Source organism: Cedecea neteri NBRC 105707 = ATCC 33855, from assembly GCF_001571265.1.
Taxonomy (GTDB): domain Bacteria; phylum Pseudomonadota; class Gammaproteobacteria; order Enterobacterales; family Enterobacteriaceae; genus Cedecea; species Cedecea neteri.
Genome location: NZ_BCTL01000047.1, coordinates 24,139 through 48,958 on the forward strand (window position 1 = coordinate 24,139; position 24,820 = coordinate 48,958).

The 24,820-nt window shown below is 53.1% G+C and carries 27 protein-coding genes and 1 other annotated feature; of the genes, 14 read left to right on the top strand and 13 right to left on the bottom strand.

Features of this window, described 5'->3' with window-relative positions; translation table 11 throughout:
- Positions 1-46 precede the first annotated feature (46 nt).
- On the bottom strand, positions 47-529 hold the full coding sequence (gene smpB, locus CNE01S_RS18780) for an SsrA-binding protein SmpB (protein ID WP_061277761.1): 483 nt from the start codon (positions 527-529) through the stop codon (positions 47-49).
- A 153-nt stretch (positions 530-682) separates the two neighbouring features.
- Between smpB and CNE01S_RS18785 the strand changes: the two genes are divergently transcribed.
- Both CNE01S_RS18785 and CNE01S_RS18790 read left to right on the top strand, forming a co-directional pair.
- On the top strand, positions 683-1,120 hold the full coding sequence (locus CNE01S_RS18785; protein WP_061277762.1) for a type II toxin-antitoxin system RatA family toxin: 438 nt from the start codon (positions 683-685) through the stop codon (positions 1,118-1,120).
- Complete coding sequence (locus CNE01S_RS18790) at positions 1,110-1,400, top strand: RnfH family protein (protein WP_061277763.1); 291 nt, start codon at positions 1,110-1,112, stop codon at positions 1,398-1,400. Before CNE01S_RS18785 ends, CNE01S_RS18790 begins: the two co-directional genes overlap by 11 nt.
- A 59-nt stretch (positions 1,401-1,459) precedes the next feature.
- Here CNE01S_RS18790 and bamE read toward each other — a convergent pair whose 3' ends face one another.
- The 3 genes from bamE to nadK all read right to left on the bottom strand — a co-directional run bounded on the left by bamE (position 1,460) and on the right by nadK (position 4,772).
- Entirely contained in the window at positions 1,460-1,804 is a 345-nt protein-coding gene (gene bamE, locus CNE01S_RS18795; protein WP_008458182.1) for an outer membrane protein assembly factor BamE, read from the bottom strand.
- Positions 1,805-2,023: 219 nt separating this feature from the next.
- Entirely contained in the window at positions 2,024-3,685 is a 1,662-nt protein-coding gene (recN, locus tag CNE01S_RS18800; RefSeq protein WP_061277764.1) for a DNA repair protein RecN, read from the bottom strand.
- A gap of 208 nt (positions 3,686-3,893) precedes the next feature.
- Positions 3,894-4,772, bottom strand: coding sequence for an NAD(+) kinase (gene nadK, locus CNE01S_RS18805; protein WP_008458177.1), 879 nt, complete (start codon positions 4,770-4,772; stop codon positions 3,894-3,896).
- 123 nt (positions 4,773-4,895) lie between these two features.
- On the opposite strand from nadK, the gene grpE reads away from it, so the two are divergent.
- Complete coding sequence (gene grpE / locus CNE01S_RS18810; RefSeq protein WP_138089243.1) at positions 4,896-5,474, top strand: nucleotide exchange factor GrpE; 579 nt, start codon at positions 4,896-4,898, stop codon at positions 5,472-5,474.
- 48 nt (positions 5,475-5,522) lie between these two features.
- On the opposite strand, the gene CNE01S_RS18815 is transcribed toward grpE, so the two are convergent.
- Both CNE01S_RS18815 and CNE01S_RS18820 read right to left on the bottom strand, forming a co-directional pair.
- Positions 5,523-6,809: an HlyC/CorC family transporter gene (locus CNE01S_RS18815; RefSeq protein WP_061277765.1), complete on the bottom strand. Its 1,287-nt coding sequence runs from the start codon at positions 6,807-6,809 to the stop codon at positions 5,523-5,525.
- 20 nt (positions 6,810-6,829) lie between these two features.
- On the bottom strand, positions 6,830-7,618 hold the full coding sequence (locus CNE01S_RS18820) for a cytochrome C assembly family protein (protein WP_008458173.1): 789 nt from the start codon (positions 7,616-7,618) through the stop codon (positions 6,830-6,832).
- Between the two features lie 167 nt (positions 7,619-7,785).
- Here CNE01S_RS18820 and ffh point away from each other — a divergent pair, with 167 nt between their 5' ends.
- From ffh to rplS, 5 genes are all read left to right on the top strand, one after another.
- Positions 7,786-9,147, top strand: a complete 1,362-nt coding sequence (gene ffh, locus CNE01S_RS18825) for a signal recognition particle protein (RefSeq protein ID WP_061277766.1) — start codon at positions 7,786-7,788, stop codon at positions 9,145-9,147.
- A gap of 113 nt (positions 9,148-9,260) precedes the next feature.
- Positions 9,261-9,509: a 30S ribosomal protein S16 gene (gene rpsP / locus CNE01S_RS18830; RefSeq protein ID WP_038479704.1), complete on the top strand. Its 249-nt coding sequence runs from the start codon at positions 9,261-9,263 to the stop codon at positions 9,507-9,509.
- An 18-nt stretch (positions 9,510-9,527) separates the two neighbouring features.
- Positions 9,528-10,076 carry a ribosome maturation factor RimM gene (gene rimM / locus CNE01S_RS18835; protein ID WP_061277767.1) on the top strand — a complete coding sequence of 183 codons (549 nt, stop codon included), beginning with the start codon at positions 9,528-9,530 and terminating at the stop codon, positions 10,074-10,076.
- Positions 10,077-10,122: 46 nt separating this feature from the next.
- The gene (trmD, locus tag CNE01S_RS18840; RefSeq protein WP_008458169.1) at positions 10,123-10,890 is read left to right on the top strand and encodes a tRNA (guanosine(37)-N1)-methyltransferase TrmD; all 768 of its coding nucleotides are present in this window, start codon (positions 10,123-10,125) and stop codon (positions 10,888-10,890) included.
- 164 nt (positions 10,891-11,054) lie between these two features.
- On the top strand, positions 11,055-11,402 hold the full coding sequence (gene rplS / locus CNE01S_RS18845; protein ID WP_038479713.1) for a 50S ribosomal protein L19: 348 nt from the start codon (positions 11,055-11,057) through the stop codon (positions 11,400-11,402).
- A 74-nt stretch (positions 11,403-11,476) separates the two neighbouring features.
- Here the strand turns inward: rplS and CNE01S_RS18850 are convergent, their stop codons facing one another.
- The 3 genes from CNE01S_RS18850 to yfiR are packed head-to-tail and all read right to left on the bottom strand — an operon-like array spanning position 11,477 to position 13,666.
- Positions 11,477-11,962, bottom strand: coding sequence for an OmpA family protein (locus tag CNE01S_RS18850; RefSeq protein WP_061277768.1), 486 nt, complete (start codon positions 11,960-11,962; stop codon positions 11,477-11,479).
- Positions 11,959-13,203, bottom strand: coding sequence for a diguanylate cyclase DgcN/YfiN (gene dgcN / locus CNE01S_RS18855; protein WP_061277769.1), 1,245 nt, complete (start codon positions 13,201-13,203; stop codon positions 11,959-11,961). Before dgcN ends, CNE01S_RS18850 begins: the two co-directional genes overlap by 4 nt.
- Complete coding sequence (gene yfiR / locus CNE01S_RS18860) at positions 13,196-13,666, bottom strand: regulatory sequestration protein YfiR (protein ID WP_245874448.1); 471 nt, start codon at positions 13,664-13,666, stop codon at positions 13,196-13,198. Before yfiR ends, dgcN begins: the two co-directional genes overlap by 8 nt.
- 539 nt (positions 13,667-14,205) lie before the next feature.
- Here yfiR and aroF point away from each other — a divergent pair.
- The 3 genes from aroF (at position 14,206) to CNE01S_RS18875 (ending at position 17,358) form a co-directional block, all read left to right on the top strand.
- The gene (gene aroF, locus CNE01S_RS18865) at positions 14,206-15,276 is read left to right on the top strand and encodes a 3-deoxy-7-phosphoheptulonate synthase AroF (protein ID WP_038479723.1); all 1,071 of its coding nucleotides are present in this window, start codon (positions 14,206-14,208) and stop codon (positions 15,274-15,276) included.
- 10 nt (positions 15,277-15,286) lie between these two features.
- Positions 15,287-16,408 carry a bifunctional chorismate mutase/prephenate dehydrogenase gene (tyrA, locus tag CNE01S_RS18870; RefSeq protein WP_061277771.1) on the top strand — a complete coding sequence of 374 codons (1,122 nt, stop codon included), beginning with the start codon at positions 15,287-15,289 and terminating at the stop codon, positions 16,406-16,408.
- Positions 16,409-16,485: 77 nt separating this feature from the next.
- Positions 16,486-17,358, top strand: coding sequence for an SMP-30/gluconolactonase/LRE family protein (locus CNE01S_RS18875; protein ID WP_061277772.1), 873 nt, complete (start codon positions 16,486-16,488; stop codon positions 17,356-17,358).
- A 37-nt stretch (positions 17,359-17,395) separates the two neighbouring features.
- Here CNE01S_RS18875 and pheA read toward each other — a convergent pair whose 3' ends face one another.
- The 4 genes from pheA to bamD form a co-directional block, all read right to left on the bottom strand.
- A complete protein-coding gene (gene pheA / locus CNE01S_RS18880) occupies positions 17,396-18,556 on the bottom strand; it encodes a bifunctional chorismate mutase/prephenate dehydratase (protein WP_061277773.1) in 1,161 nt (386 codons plus the stop codon).
- A 21-nt stretch (positions 18,557-18,577) separates the two neighbouring features.
- Positions 18,578-18,702, bottom strand: a sequence feature (Phe leader region).
- A complete protein-coding gene (gene pheL, locus CNE01S_RS25640; RefSeq protein WP_193216298.1) occupies positions 18,654-18,701 on the bottom strand; it encodes a pheA operon leader peptide PheL in 48 nt (15 codons plus the stop codon). Its footprint overlaps the feature before it by 48 nt.
- 108 nt (positions 18,703-18,810) lie before the next feature.
- Positions 18,811-19,155, bottom strand: a complete 345-nt coding sequence (raiA, locus tag CNE01S_RS18885; RefSeq protein ID WP_008458158.1) for a ribosome-associated translation inhibitor RaiA — start codon at positions 19,153-19,155, stop codon at positions 18,811-18,813.
- Between the two features lie 268 nt (positions 19,156-19,423).
- Positions 19,424-20,161, bottom strand: coding sequence for an outer membrane protein assembly factor BamD (gene bamD, locus CNE01S_RS18890; RefSeq protein ID WP_038479735.1), 738 nt, complete (start codon positions 20,159-20,161; stop codon positions 19,424-19,426).
- A gap of 133 nt (positions 20,162-20,294) precedes the next feature.
- Here bamD and rluD point away from each other — a divergent pair, with 133 nt between their 5' ends.
- From rluD to clpB, 3 genes are all read left to right on the top strand, one after another.
- Positions 20,295-21,275 (top strand): 23S rRNA pseudouridine(1911/1915/1917) synthase RluD, encoded by a 981-nt coding sequence (rluD, locus tag CNE01S_RS18895; RefSeq protein WP_061277774.1) that lies wholly within the window; start codon positions 20,295-20,297, stop codon positions 21,273-21,275.
- Positions 21,272-22,003 (top strand): purine nucleoside phosphorylase YfiH, encoded by a 732-nt coding sequence (yfiH, locus tag CNE01S_RS18900; RefSeq protein ID WP_061277775.1) that lies wholly within the window; start codon positions 21,272-21,274, stop codon positions 22,001-22,003. The genes rluD and yfiH overlap by 4 nt, the downstream gene beginning before the upstream one ends.
- Before the next feature lie 130 nt (positions 22,004-22,133).
- Positions 22,134-24,707 carry an ATP-dependent chaperone ClpB gene (clpB, locus tag CNE01S_RS18905; protein ID WP_061277776.1) on the top strand — a complete coding sequence of 858 codons (2,574 nt, stop codon included), beginning with the start codon at positions 22,134-22,136 and terminating at the stop codon, positions 24,705-24,707.
- Positions 24,708-24,820: the final 113 nt, after the last annotated feature.

The following is a 24,820-nucleotide window of genomic DNA, read 5'->3' on the forward strand; positions in this document are numbered from 1 at the left end:
CTCTTCAGACGAAGAGCCAGCGGAGAGAGCAATAACGAGAATCGCCTTAACGACCCGCGTTTTTCATGATTCGGGCTTTATCTACCGCCCATTCGCGATCCTTCGCATCAGTACGCTTATCGTGCTGCTTCTTACCTTTCGCCACGCCAATTTTCACCTTGCACCAGGCGTTCTTCCAGTACAGGGACAGGGCGATGACGGTGTAGCCGTCACGGCTGACGCTGCCGAACAGATTATCCAGCTCGCGCTTGTTCAACAGCAGCTTACGGGTGCGGGTAGGATCGCAGACAACGTGGCTTGAGGCCACATTCAGCGGGGTGAAGTTGGCGCCAAACAAATACGCCTCGCCATCTTTAAAGATAACGTAGCTGTCGCCGATGTTTGCCTTCCCGGCGCGCAATGATTTTACTTCCCAGCCCTGCAGCGCAAGGCCCGCTTCAATCTCTTCTTCGATAAAGTATTCATGGCGGGCACGCTTGTTTAGCGCAATGGTGGCTGAGCCTGGTTTGTGTGCTTTTTTCTTAGTCATAGTGCTGCTCAGTATACGTAATCCAGGAGTTCAAAGACACCCCGCGGCATGCGCGAGGAGGAAGCGCTTATCTTAGCATGAGCGGCAGAGAGTTTTTGTTTGCGCGGTGATAAATGTTATTATTTGTCCGATTTATGACTCCCAGGAATTGTTATGCCGCAGATTAGCCGTACTGCTTTGGTGCCCTACAGCGCCGAGCAGATGTACCAGTTAGTAAACGACGTGAATTCGTACCCGGAATTTTTACCTGGCTGCACCGGTAGCCGGGTGATTGACGCATCGGCTAATCAGATGACGGCGGCGGTCGACGTTTCAAAAGCTGGGATCAGAAAAACTTTTACTACCCGTAATACCCTGACCGACAATCAGAGCATCCTGATGCAGCTGGTGGATGGCCCCTTCAAAAAGCTGATGGGCGGCTGGAAGTTCACGCCGCTTAGCGAAGATGCCTGCCGGATTGAGTTCCAGCTTGATTTCGAATTTACCAATAAGCTGATTGAGCTGGCCTTTGGCCGTATCTTTAAAGAGCTTGCCGGTAGCATGGTTCAGGCATTCACCACCCGCGCCAAAGAGGTTTACCGTGTCGCGTGAGATTCAGGTTGAGGTGGTTTACGCGCTACCGCAAAAACAGTACCTGCGGCAGGTGAAGCTTGGAGAAGGCAGCACCGTCGAGCAGGCGATTTTTGCCTCTGGTTTGCTTGAGCTTCGCGACGATATCGATCTGACGAAAAACAAAGTCGGTGTTTACAGTCGTCCGGTAAAGCTGGGGGATAAGGTGAATGATGGCGATCGGGTTGAGATTTACCGGCCGCTGATTGCTGACCCTAAAGAGCTACGCCGCCAGCGTGCGGAACGTTCTGCCCAGAAATAATCCTGCTTTTAAGCATAAAAAAGCCGCTTTCGCGGCTTTTTTTGTCCATTGAGTAAACCTTATTCCCCTTTGGTCAGGGCCGGTTTGTTGTCAATGTTGGTCAGCACGCCGCTGCTGTTGAAGGTCAAGGTCAGCGTTTGCTGAGTCACGTTCTCGTGGCCCGGCTGCTGGCGGAAGACATAGAACCAGGTATTGGTGCCGAACGGATCGGACATCATTGGCGTCCCGAGGGTGTAGGCAACCTGCTGCTGGGTCATGCCAACACGCAGTTTGGACACGTCATTGGGCGCCAGATAGTTACCCTGGTTGATGTCTGGGCGGTAAACCACTCGCTCCAGAGTGGAACAGCCTGCGGTCAACATCAGAAGAACCGCTGCGGCAGCAGTCAGCATTTTACAACGCATAGTGATTTGATTCCTTTTCGGGCCGGAGTAGTGCGTGGCTCATTCGTATTATGCCGATGATAATAGACCTTTAAGCAGTTTAAAACCTAAAGGCGCTCAACTCTGACAGTGGGAGCATAAAAAAGTTGGTTGAAAAGGTGGCAGAAAGACGGATTTGTAAGTGAAGTGAGCGTTTTTTGCACAATGCACGGTGCGGAATACACCGTGCATTGTAATGCCTCAGGCGGCCAGTAGCTCTTTGGCATTCGCCAGCGTGTTACGGGTCACTTCACTGCCGCCAAGAAGGCGAGCAAGCTCCTGCAGACGTGCGCGTTTATCCAAAGGCTGCATATGGGTTTCGGTCATTTCTCCATCGGTTTCTTTGCTGACGAAGAAATGGTGATGGCCGCAACCGGCAACCTGCGGTAAGTGGGTGACGCACATCACTTGGGTAGATTCGCCCAACTGGCGTAGCAGCTTACCCACCACCGCGGCGGTAGGACCGCTGATCCCCACGTCGACTTCATCGAAGATCAGCGCTGGCGTTTCCATTTTACGGGCGGTAATCACCTGAATTGCCAGTGCGATGCGGGAGAGTTCACCGCCCGAGGCGACTTTCGCCAGCGGTTGAAGCGGCTGGCCGGGGTTGGTGCTGACGCGGAAATCAATGCGGTCTGCGCCTTCGGCGGTCAGGTGGTTTTCGTTAAAGTCGGCGTCTATGGCGAGTTTACCGTGCGGCATCGACAGGGAATGCATGCTTTCGGTGATTAACTGGCACAGCTCATTGGCGTGTTTGACCCGGCTTTGGTGAAGCGCCTGCGCGACGGCAAGCGCCTGCTGGTGGTGCCGGGCAACGGCCTGTAGCAATTCTTCCAGCGAGCCGGTTTGCTCATCCAGTAACTGCTGTTCATCCAGCAATTTCTGGTGGAAAGCCGGTAGCTCTTCAGGCGTGATGTGGTGCTTACGCGCCAGGGAGATCTGGCGAGAAATACGCTGTTCCAGCTCGTACAGGCGGTTCGGATCCAAATCCAGACGATCGCAGTAGTGGCGCAGTTCATCGCCGGCTTCGGAAATCTGAATCGCGGCCTCTTCCAGCATATCCAGCACGCCAGAGAGCTTGTTATCCATGCCTACCAGTTCATCCACGAGGTGGCGAACGGTATACAGCTGGCTTTGCAAATTCGTTTCTTCGCCGTCGGCCAGTACGTCCAGCGCCTGCTGGCTGGTGGAAAGCAGCTGACCGCTGTTGGCGAGGCGTTTGTACTCTTCGTCGATCAGTTCAAATTCACCGGCAACAGGAGAAAATTCATTCAGCTCTTTCAACTGGTAGTGGAGCAACTCAGCTTTGGCTGAACGCTCTTGTGCGAGTTGCTGATGCTGGGCCAGCGTGCGGCAGCTTTGGTGCCATTCACGGTAGCGCTCTGCCATCTGCTGAGTCAGCGCCTGTTCACCGGCATAGCCGTCCAGCAGCGTTTTTTGGTGCTCCGGTTTGAGTAGCAGCTGGTGGGCGTGCTGGCCATGAATCTGGATGAGCAACTGGCCGAGATCGCGCAGTTGGGAAAGGGGCACGGAGGTACCATTGATAAACCCCCTGGAGCGCCCATCGCTGCTGATCACGCGACGCAGCAGGCATTCGCTGCCGTCTTCCAGCTGATTTTCTTCCAGCCAGCGTAGCGCCCCCGGTGTGTCTTTCAGAGAAAAGCGGGCGCAGAGATCCGCGCGATTTGCACCAGAACGCACCATATCTGCTTCCGCACGACCGCCCAGGCACAGGCCCAGCGCATCTATGGCAATAGATTTGCCGGCACCGGTTTCCCCGGTGATGGCCGTCATCCCGTGATGAAAGTCTATTTCAAGTTCACGAACGATAGCGAAGTTACTTATGGTGAGTTGAGCGAGCATGACCACCTTCCTGTATGAACTCGTCATACTTCAAGCTGCAGGGGTGTTGGCTGCTTTCACTTACCCAGTCACTTACTCAAGTAAGCTCTTGGGGATGCACTCTCTTGCCGCCTGGCTGCAACTCGAATTATTTAGAGTTCGATTTGGTTACTGTATTTTCATACAGTATAAACTGGTTTTATATACAGTAAAGTGGCCATGTGGCTTTTTAGAACAATTTTTTCGACCAGCCGAGCTTCGAGCTTAATGTGTTGAAATAGCTATAGTCTTTTGGATGAATCAAGTTGAGGTGGTAGTCGCAGCGGCGAATGAGCACGTCCTCACCTTCCTGTATAGGCAACGCAATCTGGCTGTCGCAGCTGATTTCAAGGTCGCTGCGCATGTGGGAAAAACGCAGGCGAATGGTGCTGCTGCTGTTGATGACCAGCGGGCGGGCCGAAAGCGTGTGCGGGAACATCGGCACCAGAGTGATTGCATCCAGCGACGGCGTCAGGATTGGGCCACCGGCTGAAAGCGAGTAGGCGGTTGAGCCGGTCGGCGTGGAGATAATCAACCCGTCAGAGCGCTGTGAGAACGCGAAGATTTCGTCGATATAGACTTCGAACTCAATCATATGCGCGACTTTGCCTGGGTGAAGCACCACTTCGTTTATCGCCGTACTGAGCCGCGTGGGAGTATCATGCTGGCAGACCTGTGCCTCGAGCAGGAAGCGGCGTTCGGTAATGTAGTGCCCCTCGAGGACGTCCGCCAGCTGCTGTTGTGCATTGTCCGGATCGAGGTCAGTCAGGAAACCCAGGTTGCCACGGTTGATGCCGATAACTTTGATGTCATAGCGAGCGAGCACCCGAGCGGCGCCCAGCATATTACCATCTCCGCCGACCACCACGGCCAAATCAGCCTGCTGACCTATCTCCGCCAGCGTGCCGGTCTTCACCTGTTTGAGGTTCAGCTCCTGGGCGATTTGCTGTTCCACCATCACTTCATAGCCTTTGGCGCACAGCCAGCGATAGAGCATTTCATGCGTGGTCAGAGCGGTGGGGTGACGAGGATGGCCGACGATACCGATGCAGTTGAAATGTTTGTTCATTATCCTGGTGGTCCTTATTCGCAGACGTTCCTGTGACAATATGACAGGTTCCCTTGAAACCCTGAAACTGATCCCCATAATAAGCGAAGCAGCGAGATGAATGCTAAAAACGCGGAGAATTTCATGAGTAGTAAAGAACAGAAAACACCTAACGAGCAAGCCCCGGAAGATATCGCCATGGATCAGCACGAAGAAGTCGAGGCCGTAGAAGGTGCCGATGTCGTGGATCCGCGCGACGAAGAGATTGCCAATCTGCAGGCTCAACTGGCTGAAATGAAGCAGCGCGAGCGTGAGATTGAGCCTCGCCATCAGGCTGACTTAGCTAACCTGCGTCGCCGCACCGAACAGGATATCGAGAAAGCGCACAAGTTCGCCCTGGAAAAATTCGTGAACGAACTGCTGCCGGTTATCGACAGCCTGGATCGTGCGCTGGAAGTGGCCGACAAGTCCAACCCGGATTTAGCCCCGATGATCGAAGGCATTGAGCTGACTCAGAAGTCGATGCTGGATGTGGTTCGCAAGTTCGGCGTGGAAGTGGTAGGCGAGACTAACGTGCCGTTTAACCCGGACGTGCATCAGGCGATTGCGATGGTTGAATCTGCTGACGTGGCGCCAAATAACGTGCTGATGGTGATGCAGAAAGGTTATACCCTGAACGGCCGTACTATTCGCGCCGCGATGGTTTCCGTAGCGAAAGCCTGATCCGTTGCCCGAAGTAAAAAGCCAGCCCAGCGGCTGGCTTTTTTACGTCTATTGCTCAACGCTTTGCCGCAGCGGCTTCACCGGCGTGACGCGCACCTGCTTAATCATGTTGTCCTGTACGTCGAGAATATCGATGTCGTACTGGCTCAGCCGGATACGAGTACCAGCAGCAGGGATTTCCTGAATCTCTTCCAGAATCATGCCGTTAACCGTACGCGCATCGTCTTCCGGCAGCGTCCAGTTAAAGGCTTTGTTGAGTTCACGAACGTTGGCGCTGCCTTCGATAATGACCGAGCCGTCGTTTTGCGGCGTCACTTCTTCCGCAAGCGTAGGGGACATTGAGGTGGTGAAATCACCCACAATTTCTTCAAGAATATCCTCTACCGTGACCAGCCCCTGAATATCGCCGTATTCGTCCACGACCAGGCCGACTTTCTTTTTATTGCGCTGGAATTTCACCAGTTGCACGCTGAGCGGCGTGCCTTCAGGCACGAAGTAAATCTCATCGGCGGAGCGGAGCATCACCTCTTTAGTGAACTCTTTTTTCTCCGTCATCAGGCGATAGGCTTCACGGACGCGCAGCATGCCGATGGCATCATCCAGATTGTCGCGGTACAGCACGATGCGTCCGTGCGGGGAGTGCGTTAACTGGCGGACGATGGACTTCCAGTCGTCATTAATATTGATGCCGACGATTTCGTTCCGCGGCACCATGATGTCGTCGACGCTGACTTTTTCCAGGTCCAGCACCGAGAGCAGCATGTCCTGGTTACGCCGTGAAATCTGCGAGCGGGATTCATGCACGATGGTGCGCAGCTCATCTTTGCTGAGCGCGGTGCTGATGATGTGATCGACCTTAATGCCGACCATACGCATCAGCAGGCGGGTAATGGTGTTCAGCAGCCAGACCAGCGGCATCATCAGGAACTGCAGCGGGCCGAGCAGCCAGCTACTTGGATAAGCGACTTTTTCCGGGTACAGCGCGGCGATGGTTTTAGGCAGGACTTCGGCAAACACCAGCACGACGAAAGTCAGGACCCCGGTGGCAATCGCCACGCCTGCGTTGCCGTAAAGGCGAATACCGACGATGGTTGCCAGCGCGGAAGCAAGAATATTGACCAGATTGTTCCCGATTAACACGAGGCTAATCAGGCGGTCCGGTTTGCGCAGCAATTTTTCAACGCGCTTCGCTGCCCGGTTGCCCTGTTTGGCGCGGTGGCGCAGGCGGTAGCGGTTTAGCGTCATCATGCCGGTTTCTGAACCGGAGAAGTACGCGGACACCACCACCATGATGATCAGGGTGACGATCAGCGTGGTGGTTGAGATGTGTTCCAAAAGAGATTTCCTTTAAGAGATTAGCTAACGAACTGCTGGAGGACACGGCTGCCAAAATAAGCGAGGGTTAAAATGCCCGCGCCGGCAACGTTAAACCAGACAACGCGACGGCCGCGCCACCCTTCATGATAGTGCCCCCACAGCAAAACGACGTAGACAAACCAGGCGAGAATCGACAGCACGGCTTTATCGACGTTTTCCATGCTGAACAGGTTTTTCATATAAAAGAGCCCGGTGCAAAGCGTCAACGTCAGCAGAACCACGCCCACCTGGGTGATATGAAACATTTTACGCTCGATAACCATCAGCGGCGGCATTTCTGCGCTGAACGCCAGCTTTTTGTTTTTCAACTGGTAGTCAATCCACGCCAGTTGCAAAGCGTATAGCGCGGCGATGATCAGCGTCGCATAGGCAAACAGCGACAGGCCGATGTGCACCATCATCCCCGGCGTGGCTTCGAGATGGGTGATAAATTCATTGGGCATAAAGGTCGCCAGCGCCAGATTTATCAGCGCAAAGGCGTAAACAATGGGTAACAGTAGCCAGCCGCGATTGCGTGAGGCGACAATGGTCATTACCGTACAAATCATCAGGCTGACGAGGGAGCCGACGTTCAGCAGGCTAAGATTTTGCCCGCCATCGACGGTGAAGAAGCGTGCTTCCAGCGCCAGCGCATGGCTAACCAACGCGATAGCTGCGGATAAAATGGCAAAGCGGCGCCATCCGCTGTTCTTCCGCAGAAGACCGGGAATGATCAGCGCAAGGCTGACGGAGTAGGCTACAAGCGCAAGAATGGCGAAAACGGGCATATTAAGGTGTCGGTCAAATTGGCCAGAGAACAAAAAAGTCAGTATAACGTTACCTGTCGCCTGCTCCAACCGTTGGATCACACCCGAGGCGGCTTCATGATATAATCCGCCAAATTCAGTTTTGTGTCGCGAGCTGCGGCCCCAGTTACCACGTTAGGCAAAATACCATGTTTGATAATTTAACAGACCGTCTGTCGCGTACCCTGCGCAATATTAGCGGCCGTGGGCGGCTAACCGAAGAAAACGTTAAAGAGACGCTGCGCGAAGTGCGCATGGCGCTGCTGGAGGCGGACGTTGCGCTGCCGGTGGTGCGTGACTTTATCAACCGCGTGAAAGAAAAAGCGGTTGGTCATGAAGTCAACAAAAGCCTGACCCCGGGCCAGGAGTTCGTCAAAATCGTTCGCGCTGAACTGGTTTCAGCGATGGGCGAAGAGAACAGCAGCCTGAACCTGGCGGCACAGCCACCGGCCGTTGTACTGATGGCGGGCCTGCAGGGGGCGGGTAAAACGACCAGCGTCGCTAAGTTAGGTAAGTTCCTGCGCGAAAAGCAGAAGAAAAAAGTGTTAGTGGTTTCGGCGGACGTTTATCGCCCTGCGGCGATCAAACAGCTGGAAACCCTGGCTCAGCAGGTTGAGGTCGACTTCTTCCCATCTGACGCTCAGCAAAAGCCTGTCGATATCGTTAACGCCGCGCTGAAAGAAGCGAAGCTGAAGTTCTACGACGTGCTGCTGGTGGATACCGCCGGTCGTCTGCACGTAGACGAAGCGATGATGGACGAAATCAAACAGGTTCATGCTGCAATTAAGCCGGTAGAAACGCTGTTTGTAGTTGATGCCATGACCGGCCAGGATGCGGCGAATACCGCGAAGGCGTTTAACGAAGCGCTGCCGCTGACCGGCGTAGTACTGACCAAAGTGGACGGCGACGCTCGCGGTGGTGCTGCACTGTCGATTCGCCATATCACCGGCAAGCCAATCAAGTTCCTCGGCGTGGGCGAGAAAACCGAAGCGCTGGAGCCGTTCCACCCGGATCGTATTGCCTCCCGTATCCTCGGCATGGGCGACGTGCTGTCGCTGATCGAAGATATCGAAAGCAAGGTTGATCGCGCGCAGGCTGAGAAACTTGCCACCAAGCTGAAAAAAGGCGACGGCTTCGACCTGACCGACTTCCTCGAACAGCTTAAGCAGATGAAAAACATGGGCGGCATGGCTAGCATGATGAGCAAGCTGCCGGGCATGGGCCAGCTGCCGGACAACGTCAAATCCCAGATGGACGACAAAGTTCTGGTTCGCATGGAGGCGATTATCAGCTCGATGACGCTGAAAGAACGTGCGCAGCCGGACATCATTAAAGGCTCCCGCAAGCGCCGTATCGCGCAGGGTTCCGGCATGCAGGTGCAGGACGTTAACCGCTTACTGAAGCAGTTTGACGACATGCAGCGCATGATGAAGAAAATGAAGAAAGGCGGTATGGCCAAAATGATGCGCGGTATGAAAGGGATGATGCCACCGGGTTTCCCTGGCCGCTAAGCTCTTTTCGATTGCTTTTTACGCCGAAATGAGTAAAATTTTCGGGCTTTTAATATGACACCGGGCTCCATCCCTCGATGGGGCCCGGCGTTTTATTCACTAAAGAGGATGTTATGGTAACTATTCGTTTAGCACGTCACGGCGCTAAAAAGCGTCCGTTCTACCAGGTTGTCGTTACTGATAGCCGTAATGCACGTAACGGTCGCTTCATTGAGCGCGTTGGTTTCTTCAACCCTATCGCTAACGAGAAAGAAGAAGGCGTTCGCCTGGATCTGGATCGCGTAGCTCATTGGGTTGGCCAGGGCGCAACCGTTTCTGATCGCGTTGCTGCGCTGATCAAAGAAGCTAAGAAAGCAGCTTAATCTGTCACGGTGGTCATGATGAGCAAGCAACTCGCCGCACAGGTTCCTGTTAACCCAATTGTGTTGGGCAAAATGGGCTCCTCCTACGGTATTCGTGGTTGGCTCAGAGTGTTTTCCTCCACCGAAGACGCCGAAAGCATTTTTGACTACCAGCCCTGGTTTATCCAGCGTGGCGGTCAGTGGCAGCAAGTACAGCTGGAAAGTTGGAAGCACCACAATCAGGATCTGATCATCAAGCTGCAAGGCATTGACGATCGGGATGCCGCGAATCTTCTGACCAATTGCGAAATTGTCGTGGATTCAACGCAACTGCCGGCTCTTGACGCGGGTGACTATTACTGGAAAGACCTTATGGGCTGCCAGGTAGTAACCACTCAGGGCTACCAGCTCGGTAAAGTCATCGACATGATGGAAACCGGCTCGAATGACGTTCTCGTCATCAAGGCAAACCTGAAGGATGCATTTGGCATCAAGGAGCGGCTGGTTCCGTTCCTCGATGGGCAGGTTATCAAGAAAGTCGATCTCGCTACTCAAACCATTGAAGTAGATTGGGATCCTGGTTTTTAAAACTCCGAAATCATACGGTAGTCGCTAGCATAGTGGGGATTGGCTTGTGTTTATTGGTGTAGTTAGCCTGTTTCCTGAGATGTTCCGCGCAATTACCGATTACGGGGTAACTGGCCGGGCAGTAAAAAATGGCCTGCTGAGCATTCAAAGCTGGAGTCCACGTGACTTCACCTATGACCGGCACCGTACCGTGGACGATCGTCCTTACGGCGGCGGACCGGGAATGCTGATGATGGTGAATCCTTTACGGGAAGCCATTCACGCAGCGAAAGCAGCGGCAGGGGAAGGTGCTAAGGTTATCTATCTTTCACCTCAGGGGCGCAAGCTTGATCAAGCAGGCGTCAGTGAACTGGCAGCAAACGAGAAGTTAATTCTGGTTTGTGGCCGTTACGAAGGGATCGATGAGCGCGTAATCCAAACCGAAATTGACGAAGAATGGTCAATCGGCGATTACGTTCTCAGCGGCGGTGAGCTACCAGCGATGACGCTGATTGACTCAGTCTCCCGGTTTATCCCGGGCGTGCTGGGACATGAAGCATCGGCAACCGAAGATTCGTTTGCTGAAGGGTTGCTGGATTGCCCTCACTACACCCGCCCTGAAGTGTTGGATGGTATGGAAGTACCGGCGGTGTTACTGTCGGGGAACCATGCGGAGATTCGCCGTTGGCGCCTGAAACAGTCGCTGGGCCGCACCTGGCTTAGAAGACCTGAACTTTTGGAAAACCTGGCTCTGACTGAAGAGCAAGCAAGGTTGCTGGCGGAGTTCAAAAAAGAACATACGCAACAGCAACATAAACATGATGGGCAGGCGTAAGCCCCCTTAACCCCAAAATAGTTGGAGTTGTAGCAAGATGGCAAGCGAGTGAATCCCGCTGAGCTTACTTTGGTAAGTGATTCGGGTGAAGAAGAGCAGCCAGCGCAGATGCAGCTTCAAATATGACGGGGATATATCAGTTTACCCAGGATAAGAGATAAATTATGAGCAATATTATTAAGCAACTTGAACAAGAACAGATGAAACAGGATGTACCTTCCTTCCGTCCGGGCGACTCCGTGGAAGTGAAAGTATGGGTCGTTGAAGGTTCTAAAAAACGTCTGCAGGCATTTGAGGGCGTGGTTATCGCTATCCGTAACCGCGGTCTGCACTCTGCATTCACTGTTCGTAAAATTTCCAACGGCGAAGGTGTTGAGCGTGTATTCCAGACTCACTCCCCAGTAATTGACAGCATTACTGTCAAACGCCGTGGTGCCGTTCGTAAAGCTAAACTGTACTACCTGCGTGAGCGTACTGGTAAGTCTGCTCGTATCAAAGAGCGTCTTAGCTAAGATTCGCTTAGGCGACATCCAAATAAAAGGGCTGCCATCTGGCAGCCCTTTTTTATGCGCTGAATTCGCTGAAATTATGGGGCGGTAATCACGACCGCGACGCGGCGGTTTTCGGCGCGACCTTCGCCGGTGCTGTTGCTGGCAACCGGGTATTTCTTACCCAGCCCTTGCGTGGTGAGGTTACTACGCGGGATTTTAGCGCCTTCGGCCCAGGCATCCGCGACGATGTTCGCGCGCTTGAGAGAGAGCTGTTCATTGTAGCCGTCTTCGCCATAGTTATCGGTATGACCATCCATGCGGGCGTGCTTCAGGCCGGTTGCTGAGAGTTTGGCGGCCATGCTTTGGATGGTTTGGTAGCTTTCGGGCTGCAGTTTGTACTGGTTTTTACCAAACAGGATCTTGTCTGACAGTCCTAGTGACCAGCCGCCGTTTGACTCAGAGAAGCCGTACGAGCGCATCGCCGCAACTTGTTCAGGGGAGAACGTTGATGGCGGAGCCTGACAGCCGGTTAACAGAAACGAGAAGAGGATTGCTGGTGCAAATAAGCGCGAAGCTTTCATAATGTATCCCTTTGGGGCTGTTTTATTAGCAACTCACGTTGCTTGTGTTTTTCTATGTACATATTGCGATCGGCGGTTTCCATCAGGCTTTCCGCTGAGGTGATATCTTTCGCGAGCGCAACGCCAATGCTTAGGGTCATGGTGACCCAGTGCTCGCCGGGTAAAAGGATCGGCTGCTCGACTATCTCTTTTAACTGCGTCAGCACGAATGAGGCCTGTTCTTCGTTATTCACCGAATGAAGCAGCATGGCAAATTCGTCACCGCCGAGGCGGAACGCCAGGTGACGCGTATTGGCAAACACCAGCAACCGTTTTGCGATTTCGATAAGCACAGCATCCCCGGCCGCGTGTCCCCAGGTATCGTTAATAAATTTGAAGTTGTCGCCGTCCATGAACAACAGCGCGCTGTCGTGGAGTGAGGCGGTATCATCAATCAGTTTATCCAGCGCGGTTCGGAAAGCCGCCCGGTTTGCCAGGCCAGTGAGTGAATCCTGAAGGGCCGTTTTTTGCAGCGAAGCATTTTTCAGCTGAAGCTGTTTTTGCCATTCTTCCATTTCATCCAGCAGGCTGTTGAAGTCCTGGGCAAAGAGGTGGAACTCCTCAATTTTTTCCGGAGATACGCGGCGAGAAAAGTTACGGTTGCTGCGGACATCGTGGACAACGTCGGTAATGTTCTGCAACGCGGCATCAATATCGCGATGTAAATGGCGTGAAATGCCTAATGCGATAACTGACGCGAGTAAAATACAGGCCGTCAGCACGCCTAATGAGAGCCAGACAAACAAGGTCACGGTCGCATCCGTGCCTATCAGGCGCATTTCACCAATGATTTTGCCGTTATGCCAGATGGGTTGCCTGATTGGGTGAGGGTATAGCCATCGGGTCACCAGCCCTCCCACCATGTCATGCTGAGACGGTTTATCAGCCTGCCAATGCGTTATCTCCTGGCCATTAACATCGACCACCTTTGCGGCGGTAAATTGCCCTTGCTTGCCCAGCACGGCCAGGGTTTCATTGGCCGCCGTACCATCACGGAAAACAACGGCAGCTTCGAGGCTGTGACTCACTGTCACCGCCAGCAATTCGAGATTTTTTTGAGCGTACTGTTTTAGCGTCAGCATTGAGGCGACGGAAAGCAGCAGCCAGACAGCCAGCATGGCAATAACCACGCTGATTATGCTGATTCTACGCAACGTTCCTTTAAACGTTGGACGTGACGGCGTAGTCAAATCCTTATTCATGACTATTATTCCCTGGCCGGGCCAGCAGTAATACATCCGGGCTAACCCTGACGCCGCTGCGTGCGAGCGCGTCGAGGTTTACCGAAAAAGAAACTGCGTCATTATGAATATTCAGGCAGAAAGCACTGCCAATTATGCATTGTGGGTTCTGCTCGGCAATTAACAATAAAGGCCGGGATTGATAACGTTCTATTAATTGCAACTGCTGTTGTGGTGATTCGTTACCAAAATATATCCCGTCGCAGTTCGCTCGTAATGCCTCTTCCGATGACTGAACGAGCAGGGGTTGATATGAGATATCACTATTTTTCGTACTTAGCGTAGCGGCGTAGGCTGCCGTTGAAAATATGCATAGCTTTGGAAGACCCTGGAGCTGAGGCCAGCGCGTGTAGCTAACAATTCCGGCCACTGTCGTGCGGACTTTGTCGGGCAGCACGGGACTTGTGGCCTGCGCAGCCTGCATTTTGAATATCGTTAGCAGGAGGACGATAAACGTTAAAAATAACGTCAGCCCGCGGAGTTGAGACGTGGTTTTCACGCGCCACCAGCCCAAAAGCATCCTGGCCAGTAAAACCAGCCTTTATTATTTATGATGTTGCCTTCGAGCATATCACTCCCACGTATTTCCGTCATTCATTCACAGGTGTGATGATATTCCTGATTATCCAAAATAATAACGAGAATAGCCCTGGAATGATGGCGTAAATCGTTATCGGTTCCCTACTAAAAACGCGTACACAAGGGATAATATCAGCATAGAAGGCGGAATGAATTTTTACGCGGGCTTTTGTTGAGTAATGCATTTTTGACCGAAAAATACGCATTTTTATGCCTGGTGTAAATTTAAGTTTACTTATTTAGGGGTTTGATGCGGTATATAATTGCATGTGTAACGATTAATTTACGTGTAATGGATTGCAATCTTTACTGTTGGCGGTTACAGTAAGCCCTCCTCTACGAGGAAACGACTATCGCAAACGAGCTAAACACAGGACTGCCATTATGCAAAAAGACGCGCTTAACAACGTTCATATCTCAGACGAACAAATACTCATCACTCCGGATCAGCTGAAAGCGGAATTTCCACTCACTGCGGCTCAGGAAGCGCAAATTGAGCAGTCCCGCCAAACGATCTCCAATATTATTGCTGGCCGCGATCCGCGCCTGCTGGTTGTTTGTGGACCTTGCTCGATCCACGATCCGGAAGCTGCGATTGAATACGCTCGTCGTTTTAAAGCTCTGTCTGAACAAGTTAGCGATAGTCTGTACCTCGTGATGCGCGTCTATTTTGAAAAGCCTCGTACGACTGTGGGTTGGAAAGGGCTTATCAACGATCCGCATATGGATGGCTCGTTTGATGTGGAAGCAGGGCTGAAAATTGCGCGTCGCCTGCTGGTTGAGCTGGTAAGCCTGGGGCTGCCGCTGGCAACCGAGGCGCTGGATCCAAATAGCCCGCAATACCTGGGCGACCTGTTTAGCTGGTCTGCAATTGGTGCTCGTACCACTGAATCCCAGACACACCGCGAAATGGCTTCTGGCCTTTCTATGCCGGTTGGTTTTAAAAATGGTACCGATGGCAGCCTGGGGACGGCGATTAACGCCATGCGTGCTGCCGCGATGCCGCACCGTTTCGTAGGCATTAACCAGGCAGGGCAGGTTTGCCTGCTGCAGACTCAGGGTAACCCGGATGGGCATGTGATATTGCGCGGTGGCAAAGCGCCTAATTACAGCCCGGCGGATGTTGCCCAGTGTGAAGCTGAAATGCAGAAAGCAGGCCTGCGCCCGTCCTTGATGATAGATTGCAGCCACGGCAACTCAAATAAAGACTTCCGTCGCCAGCCGGGTGTGGCCGAGTCTGCCATTGCCCAGATTAAAGATGGTAACCGCTCTATTATTGGCCTGATGATTGAAAGTAATATCCATGAAGGTAATCAATCATCAGAGCAGCCGCGCAGCGAAATGAAATACGGCGTGTCCGTGACCGATGCATGCATCGACTGGGAAACTACGGACAGCCTGCTGCGTGAGATCCACAAAGATCTGAGCGGTGTGCTGGCAGCTCGTCAGGCATAAGAGGTTTACTATGGTGGCTGAATTGACCGCGCTGCGCGATCAAATCGATGAAGTGGATAAAGCGCTACTGGATTTGCTGGCCAAGCGGCTGGAACTGGTGGAGGAAGTGGGTGAAGTAAAAAGCCGCTTTGGCTTGCCCATTTATGTGCCGGAGCGAGAAACCTCTATGCTGGCGTCTCGCCGTAAAGAGGCCGAAGCCTTAGGGGTTCCACCGGATCTAATTGAAGACGTGCTGCGCCGCGTAATGCGCGAGTCGTACTCCAGCGAGAACGATAAGGGCTTTAAAACCCTGCATCCTTCACTGCGTCCGGTGGTGATTGTGGGCGGCGGCGGCCAGATGGGGAGTCTGTTTGAAAAAATGCTGACGCTTTCCGGCTACCAGGTTCGTATTCTTGAAAAAGAGGACTGGGATAAAGCGCCGGAACTGCTGGCCGATGCGGGTATGGTGATTGTGAGCGTACCGATTCATATCACCGAGCAGGTTATCGCTAAGTTGCCTCCGCTGCCGGCGGACTGCATCCTGGTGGATTTAGCTTCGGTGAAGAATGGCCCGCTGCAGGCGATGCTTGCCGTGCACTCTGGCCCGGTACTCGGCCTGCACCCTATGTTTGGTCCGGACAGCGGTAGCCTGGCAAAACAGGTCGTGGTTTACTGCGACGGCCGTCAGCCTGAAGCGTATCAATGGCTGCTCGAGCAGATTCAGGTCTGGGGCGCGCGTTTGCACCGCTCCAGCGCCGTTGAGCACGACCAGAATATGGCGTTTATTCAGGCACTGCGCCACTTCGCGACCTTCGCGTATGGCCTGCATCTGGCGGAAGAAAACGTACAGCTTGAGCAGTTGCTGGCGCTGTCATCACCGATTTACCGTCTCGAGCTGGCGATGGTGGGCCGACTGTTCGCCCAGGATCCACAGCTTTATGCCGACATTATTATGTCGTCGGAAAGTAATCTGGCGCTGATTAAGCGTTATTACAAACGCTTCGGCGAGGCGATTGGCCTGCTGGAACACGGCGACAAGCAGGCGTTTATCGACAGCTTCCGGAAAGTGGAGCACTGGTTCGGAGATTACGCTCAACGTTTCCAGAATGAGAGCCGCGTCCTGTTACGGCAGGCAAATGATAACCGCCAGTAAGTACCAAAAGGTCTTATAATCAAAAGCCAGTGGGAGTCTACCCGCTGGCTTTTTTGTTTGCCAAAAGGATACCTGAAATGGCTGAGCTGCAGCTGCTGTTCGACTATACCGGTCACTTACCCGAATGCCCTACGTGGAGCGCAGAAGAAGGCAGTCTCTATTGGACGGACATTCTTGAGAACGAAATCCACCGCTACCATCTTGCCACCGGCAAACATGACGTTATTCAGTTTTCTGAAGAGGTGGGCTGCTTTGCCCTGCGTGAGTCCGGCGGGTTTATCGTGGCGATGCGCAGCGGTATCTGGCTAACCAATAAAACGGGGCTTATCGTGGGCAAAGTCTGTGATAACCCAAGTAACCCGGATTTGGCCCGTTTCAACGACGGCGGCACCGACAGGCTGGGGCGCTTTTACGCCGGTACGTTTTGGGGCCCCGGTGACTATAATGGCGCATTACTTTGCCGGGTGGATAACGATCTGACGCCGCATGTGATTCAGCATGATATCCACGGTGCTAATGGGCTGGCATTTAGCGCGGATGGAAAATGGATGTATACCTCGGATACGCCAAACGCCGTGATTTACCGGACTCCGTTGGACGCACAAGGTGAACCCGGTGTGCGTGAAGTTTTCAAGCGGTTTGCTCCAGGTGAGGGTATTCCGGATGGCGCGGCGATGGACTGCGAAGGGTATTACTGGACGGCGCTGTTTGATGGCTACCGCATAGCGCGTATTTCTCCACAAGGGGAGATAGTGGAAGAGCACCGCTTGCCAGTGCGCTGCCCAACGATGGTTTGCTTTGGCGGCGATGATATGAAAACGCTATTTATCACCACGACCAGAGAAAACATGGATGAAGAAGAAGTGGCTCGGTTACCGCTTTCTGGGGCACTTTTCACCCTCCGCGTTGGGGTAGCCGGAATGGAAAAGCTGAAGTTTCGGGAAGTATGATTTAAGCCGCCCGGCTGAAGCCGGGCTGGTATTGTTATCAGGCCGGGTCGACCGGCACCACGTTTTCGCTTGGGTAGCTGCCGAGCACTTTCAGGGAGCGGGTAATTTCGCCCAGCTCGCGCAGCGCCTTACGCATACTCTCATCTTTCAGGTTTGCCTGAATATCCAGATAGAACATCTCTTCCCACGGGTTGCCGTTGATCGGGCGTGATTCCAGCTTGGTCATGATCAGATTGTGATTGCGCAATACCAACAGCGCTTCTACCAGGGCACCGGCCTGCTGGCCAGTTGCCATCAGCAATGTGGTTTTCGCGGGTACCTGATCGGATACTTCAACGGCCTTACGTGCCAGCACGATAAAGCGAGTGATGTTCTGGGTCTGATTTGCAAGGTTGCGTTCAAGTACCTGCAGGCCGTAAAGAGCACCACCGGCTTCACTGCCCAGCGCGGCGACGTGAGGCGAGTTAGCCTGAGCGACTTTTTCCATCGCTGCAGAGGTGCTTTCCGTGTATTCAATTTTCCAGTGAGGATAGCGATTGATGAACTGGCTGCACTGCTGGAAAGGTTGAGGATGGCTATAAACCGTTTGGATTTGCTCTAGGTCGGTAGAGCCGGAAACCAGCACGCAGTGGTCAATCGGCACCGTCATTTCGGCCACGATCGACAGGCTGGTGTGCTGCAGCAGGTCGTAGACGTCGTTGATAGCCCCCGAGCTTGTGTTTTCAATCGGCACGACGGCGTAATCGGCCTGGCCGGTTTCCACCTGGCTGAAGATGTCATGGAATTTGGCGCAGCCGCTTTCGATGAACTGTTCAAAGTGGCGAGCGGCGTACTGGCGAGCGGCCAGGTGAGAGTAAGAGCCTTTAGGCCCAAGGAAAGCGACACGGGCAGAGTGAGGGTTAGTTTTATTCAGGTGCTGCTGCAGCAAGGTTTGCTGGGTAAGAACAGAGTCTTCAATAATTAGCTGGAACAGGCGCGTGATGTAATGGGCATCGAGATGGTGGTCTTTACCGAGGGTAATCAGGCGTTCCAGTAAATCTCTTTCACGATCGATATCGCGTACCGGGCGGTGAGAAGCGAGCTTTGCTTTGCCAACCTCAACCGCCAACAGGCGGCGCTCTGCCAGCAGGGCTAACAGCTTTTCATCCAGCGCGCTGATTTTATCGCGCAGGGCCAGCAACGGATTAATTTCGGTCATAACGCTACCTTTTCGATGTCCATAAAAAAAGCCTCCCGCTTGGGAGGCTTGTTTGTTCGTCTTCGCATTCTTTATCACACGACGAATTGCCTCCCAGTCAGGGGAAGGTAAAAAAGAATGCGAAGAAAAACGGGAAAAGTTTCATGTCAGGTTTCCTGAGGAATCTGAGAGGTAAAGTACCTGCTCTGTTTTCGTTCTGTCAATAAAAAACGCGCCCGGAGGCGCGTTGCGGTGAGTGGAAGGAGAGTAATGTATTACTCTTCGTCAGCTTCTGCTTCTGCGAAGGACACGTCTTTCACTGAACCTGCTGCGCGACGTGCTTCACCTTTGTGTTGCACTTTATTTAACTGCCGCTCCAGTTTGTTGATTAAATCGTTGATAGCCGTATACATATCTTCATGCCTGGCACTGGCTACGAGGTGCCCATTCGGTGTGTTAATCGTGGCATCGGCCACAAAACCCTGAGGCTCTTTGGACAAGATAATATGTGGATTAATTAGATGAGTTTGCCACTTGTCCAGCTTACTGAGACGGTCGGCGACATGCTGGCGAATAGCTGGGGTGATTTCCATTTGCTTGCTGGTAATGTTCATTGTCATAAAGTTACCTCTTGTCTTTGCCGTCTTGGTAACTTCAGCATACCGTTCCTAATGTCAAAATGTGTGATGTAAATCACATTATTTTGTCGCTTTTTGTCAAGGAAGGCTTTTTGTGAGGCAGAACAGGATATGTGTTTTTAAGGCTTGTGGTTATCGGAAATCGCGTCCATATTTGATGGGATGACCTGACGCTAAACCGTTTCAGTTTTTGCGTCGGCAGATAAAAAAACGGCAGCCAAGGCTGCCGTTTTTCTTACAATATAGTCAATCAGGTATTGCTGCTGTTTGCGGCAATAATCTTCGCTACTTTGTCAGCCTGACCCGGCATCTGCATCTCGCGGTAGGCATTTTCCATCAGCTTCAGGCCGTCACGAGTGGCTTGAGTGTCCGGATAATCACGCAGCATACCTTCAACGCGATTAACTACTGCAACCCAGGCGCCGCGTTTCGTGTAATATTGCGCCACGGAAAGCTCATACTTCGCCAAGCGATCTTTGAGGAACACGAGACGTTTGGTCGCATCGGTGACGTATTGGCTGTTTGGATAGCCGCGAACCAGCTTCGAGAAGTCGTTGAATGCGTCGCGAGCGTGTTGCGGATCGCGGTCAGAACGATCAACACCGAAGAAGCCTTGCAGCGCACTGTCATCCAACGCCATGTCTGTCAGGCCACGCATGTAAAGTACGTAGTCGATGTTTGGATGAGTCGGATTGAGGCGCATAAAGCGATCGATCGCCGCCTGAGCCAGCGGTAAGTCCGCATTTTTGTAGTAGGCGTAGATCAGGTCGAGCTGCACTTGCTGAGAGTACGGGCCGAATGGATAGCGGTTATCCAGCGCTTCCAGTTGCGTTATCGCCGCTTTAAAGTTACCGTCCTGCAGCTTTTGCTGGGCAGTCGCATAGATCTCAGAAGGCGGATTATCAGGAACCTCATCCTTGGAACTGGAGCAACCAGCCAAAGCCAGGCTCAACGTGGCCGCTGCCACCAGATATTTCATGCGCGTCATGACGTTTGACTTTCCTAAGTAATGTTATTTCCGGGAGAGTTCATGTTCCGGCTCCCGATAAAGACCAGCTACAATAGCACATTATATTAAACGGCATTGCCGTAAAACCCAACGTTAACGAAAGAAGCTGTCTATGGCACAACTAGTACAACTCACCGAAACGGTGTCCGATTCACAACTGGGTCAACGCTTAGATCAGGCATTGGCCGAATTGTTCCCGGATTATTCGCGTTCGCGCATAAAAGAATGGATTCTTGACCAGAAAGTCACGGTCAACGGCGCTGTCTGGGACAAGCCGAAAGAGAAAGTATTGGGTGGCGAACTCGTTACTATCAATGCGGAAATTGAAGAAGAAGCGCGCTGGGAGCCTCAGGATATCCCGTTGAATATCGTTTATGAAGATGAAGATATTCTGGTGATCAACAAGCCGCGTGACCTGGTCGTACATCCTGGTGCAGGCAACCCGGACGGCACGGTGCTGAATGCGCTGCTGCATTACTATCCGGCGATTGCGGATGTACCGCGTGCGGGTATCGTCCACCGTCTGGATAAAGACACCACCGGCCTGATGGTCGTGGCGAAAACCGTTCCAGCACAGACTCGCCTGGTTGAAGCACTTCAGCTGCGTGAAATTACCCGTGAGTACGAAGCCGTTGCGATTGGTCATATGACCGGCGGCGGTACGGTGGAAGAGCCTATCAGCCGCCATCCAACCAAACGTACCCACATGTCCGTGCACCCAATGGGAAAACCTGCGGTGACTCATTACCGCATTATGGAACACTTCCGCGTGCATACGCGCCTGCGTCTGCGCCTGGAAACCGGCCGTACTCACCAAATTCGCGTTCATATGGCACATATCAGTCATCCGCTGGTGGGCGATCAGCTGTACGGGGGCCGTCCTCGTCCGCCGAAAGGCGCATCGGAAGAGTTCGTCAGCGTACTGCGCAAGTTTGATCGCCAGGCTCTACACGCGACCATGCTGCGCCTTTACCATCCTATTAGCGGTATTCTGATGGAATGGAGTGCGCCGATCCCACAGGATATGGTTGAACTGATAGAAGCCCTGCGCGCCGATACCGAAACCCATAAAGACCAACTGGACTGGCTATGACCAAAACGATCGTCCCGCACTGGCCGCTTCCGGAAGGCGTTGCTGCCTGTAGCTCAACCCGCGTTGGTGGCGTTAGCCTCGCGCCGTATGACTCGATGAATCTGGGTGCCCATTGCGGCGACGATCTGGCGCATGTTGAAGAAAACCGTCGGCTATTTTATGCCGCCGCAGACCTGCCTTCGAAGCCGGTCTGGCTCGAGCAGGTTCACGGCAAAACGGTGCTGAAGCTGACGGGTGAGCCTTATGCCTCAAAGCGAGCTGATGCTTCTTATAGCAATACGCCGGGAACGGTTTGTGCGGTGATGACGGCGGATTGCCTGCCGGTGCTGTTTTGTAATGAAGCCGGGACTGAAGTCGCGGCAGCACATGCCGGCTGGCGAGGCTTATGCGAAGGCGTATTAGAAGAAACCGTTGCCTGCTTCCAGGACGCTCCGCAGAACATTCGCGCCTGGCTTGGGCCGGCAATTGGCCCTCTAGCATTCGAGGTGGGGCCGGAAGTCCGTGAAGCCTTTATGGCAAAGGACGAAAAAGCGGCAAGCGCTTTCCGCGCTGCGGGTGAAAAGTACTATGCTGATATCTACCAGCTTGCAAGGCAGCGGCTGGCGAACGCGGGGGTTACGCAGGTGTACGGTGGCGACCGCTGTACCTGGACCGAAAGCGGCGATTTCTTCTCATACCGCCGAGACAGAACCACAGGTCGTATGGCAAGTTTCATCTGGCTGATATAACCTATCGAATCAAGACGATCCAGTGCGGGTAGCTCACGCTTCATATATTTCAGGTCATTAACCTTGAATAATTGAGGGATGACCTCATTTAATCTCCAGTAGCAAATTTGACCTGTTTATGGGAGGAGTTATGCGTCTGGATCGTCTTACCAATAAATTCCAGCTTGCTCTCGCCGATGCCCAATCTCTTGCGCTTGGGCACGACAATCAATTCATCGAACCTCTGCATCTGATGAGCGCTTTGCTCAATCAGGAAGGGGGATCTGTGCGTCCGTTACTGACCTCTGCGGGGGTGAATGCGGGCAAATTACGTACCGACATCGAGCAGGCGCTAAGCCGTTTGCCGCAGGTAGAGGGCACCGGCGGCGACGTCCAGCCTTCTCAGGACCTGGTACGCGTATTGAACCTGTGCGATAAGCTTGCACAAAAACGAAACGATAACTTTATTTCGTCAGAGCTGTTTGTTCTGGCGGTACTTGACTCACGCGGCACTCTGACCGATTTGCTGAAAGCAGCGGGCGCAACGCCAGCGAACGTAACCGCCGCGATTGAGCAAATGCGTGGAGGGGAGAGCGTGAACGATCAGGGTGCCGAAGACCAACGTCAGGCATTAAAGAAATACACTGTTGATTTAACCGAGCGGGCCGAACAAGGCAAACTGGATCCGGTGATCGGCCGTGATGAAGAAATTCGTCGTACCATCCAGGTACTGCAGCGTCGCACCAAAAACAACCCGGTACTGATTGGTGAACCGGGTGTGGGTAAAACGGCCATCGTCGAAGGGCTTGCACAGCGCATCATTAATGGTGAAGTACCAGAAGGCTTGAAAGGTCGTCGGGTTCTCGCGCTGGATATGGGCGCGCTGGTGGCAGGGGCCAAATACCGCGGTGAGTTCGAAGAACGTCTGAAAGGCGTGCTGAACGACCTCTCTAAGCAGGAAGGCAACGTCATTCTGTTTATTGATGAGCTGCATACTATGGTTGGCGCAGGTAAAGCCGACGGCGCAATGGATGCCGGGAACATGCTCAAGCCGGCGCTTGCTCGTGGTGAACTCCACTGCGTTGGCGCGACCACGCTCGATGAATATCGCCAATATATAGAGAAGGATGCTGCGCTCGAACGACGTTTCCAAAAAGTGTTCGTGGCGGAGCCTACTGTAGAAGACACCATTGCGATTCTGCGCGGGCTAAAAGAACGCTATGAGCTGCACCACCATGTGCAAATCACAGATCCGGCAATTGTGGCGGCGGCCACGCTGTCTCATCGCTATATTGCCGATCGTCAGTTGCCGGATAAAGCCATCGACCTCATTGATGAGGCCGCATCCAGCATTCGTATGCAGATAGACTCCAAGCCGGAAGAGCTGGACCGTCTCGATCGCCGCATTATCCAGCTCAAGCTGGAGCAGCAGGCGTTGAAGAAAGAGTCTGATGAAGCCAGTCAGAAACGACTCAGCATGCTGAATGAAGAACTGGAAGATAAAGAACGTCAGTACTCTGAGCTCGAAGAAGAGTGGAAGGCGGAGAAAGCCTCGTTGTCAGGTACGCAGACCATTAAGGCTGAACTTGAGCAGGCGAAGATTGCAATCGAGCAGGCTCGCCGCGTGGGCGATCTTGGGCGTATGTCCGAGCTGCAGTACGGTAAAATCCCTGAGCTGGAGAAACAGCTGGCTGCGGCAACCCAAAGCGAAGGGAAAACCATGCGCCTGCTGCGTAATAAAGTGACGGATGCAGAAATCGCCGAAGTTCTGGCCCGCTGGACCGGGATCCCGGTTGCCCGAATGCTAGAAGGCGAGCGCGACAAGCTATTACGTATGGAAAAAGATCTTCATCAGCGCGTGATTGGCCAGGATGAAGCCGTCGAAGCGGTATCAAACGCTATTCGCCGTAGCCGCGCAGGGCTATCTGACCCGAATCGCCCAATCGGTTCGTTCCTGTTCCTGGGGCCAACCGGGGTAGGTAAGACCGAGCTGTGCAAAGCGTTAGCGAACTTTATGTTCGACAGCGACGATGCGATGGTGCGTATCGATATGTCCGAGTTTATGGAGAAACACTCCGTATCGCGGCTGGTGGGGGCGCCTCCGGGCTATGTGGGTTATGAAGAAGGCGGTTATCTGACAGAGGCTGTTCGTCGTCGTCCTTACTCAGTCATTCTGCTGGATGAGGTCGAGAAGGCACATCCGGATGTGTTTAACATCCTGCTGCAGGTGCTGGACGATGGTCGCCTGACCGATGGTCAGGGCAGAACCGTTGATTTCCGTAATACGGTTGTCATTATGACCTCGAATCTTGGCTCAGACTTAATTCAGGAGCGTTTCGGCGAACTGGATTACGGTCACATGAAGGATCTGGTGCTGGGCGTGGTTAGCCAAAGCTTCCGTCCGGAATTCATTAACCGTATCGATGAGGTTGTTGTTTTCCATCCTCTCGGTGAGCGCCACATTGCTTCTATTGCGCAGATTCAGTTGCAGCGTCTGTACAAACGGCTGGAAGAGCGTGGTTATGGCGTAAGCATCTCGGATGAAGCGCTGAAATTGATAAGTGAGAATGGCTATGACCCTGTTTACGGAGCACGTCCGCTGAAACGAGCTATCCAGCAGCAAATTGAGAACCCATTGGCTCAGCAAATCCTTTCTGGTGAGCTGATTCCTGGAAAAACAATCAAGCTGGAAGTAAAAGACGATCGCATTGTGGCAGTACAGTAAGCCACTTAACGTAAAAAACGAGCCCATCCGGGCTCGTTTTTGTTTGTAAAATAGCCATTACTGGCCGAGTTTTATACTTTTAGCCTGGAAAGTGAGCGGTCAGAAAGTTTTTT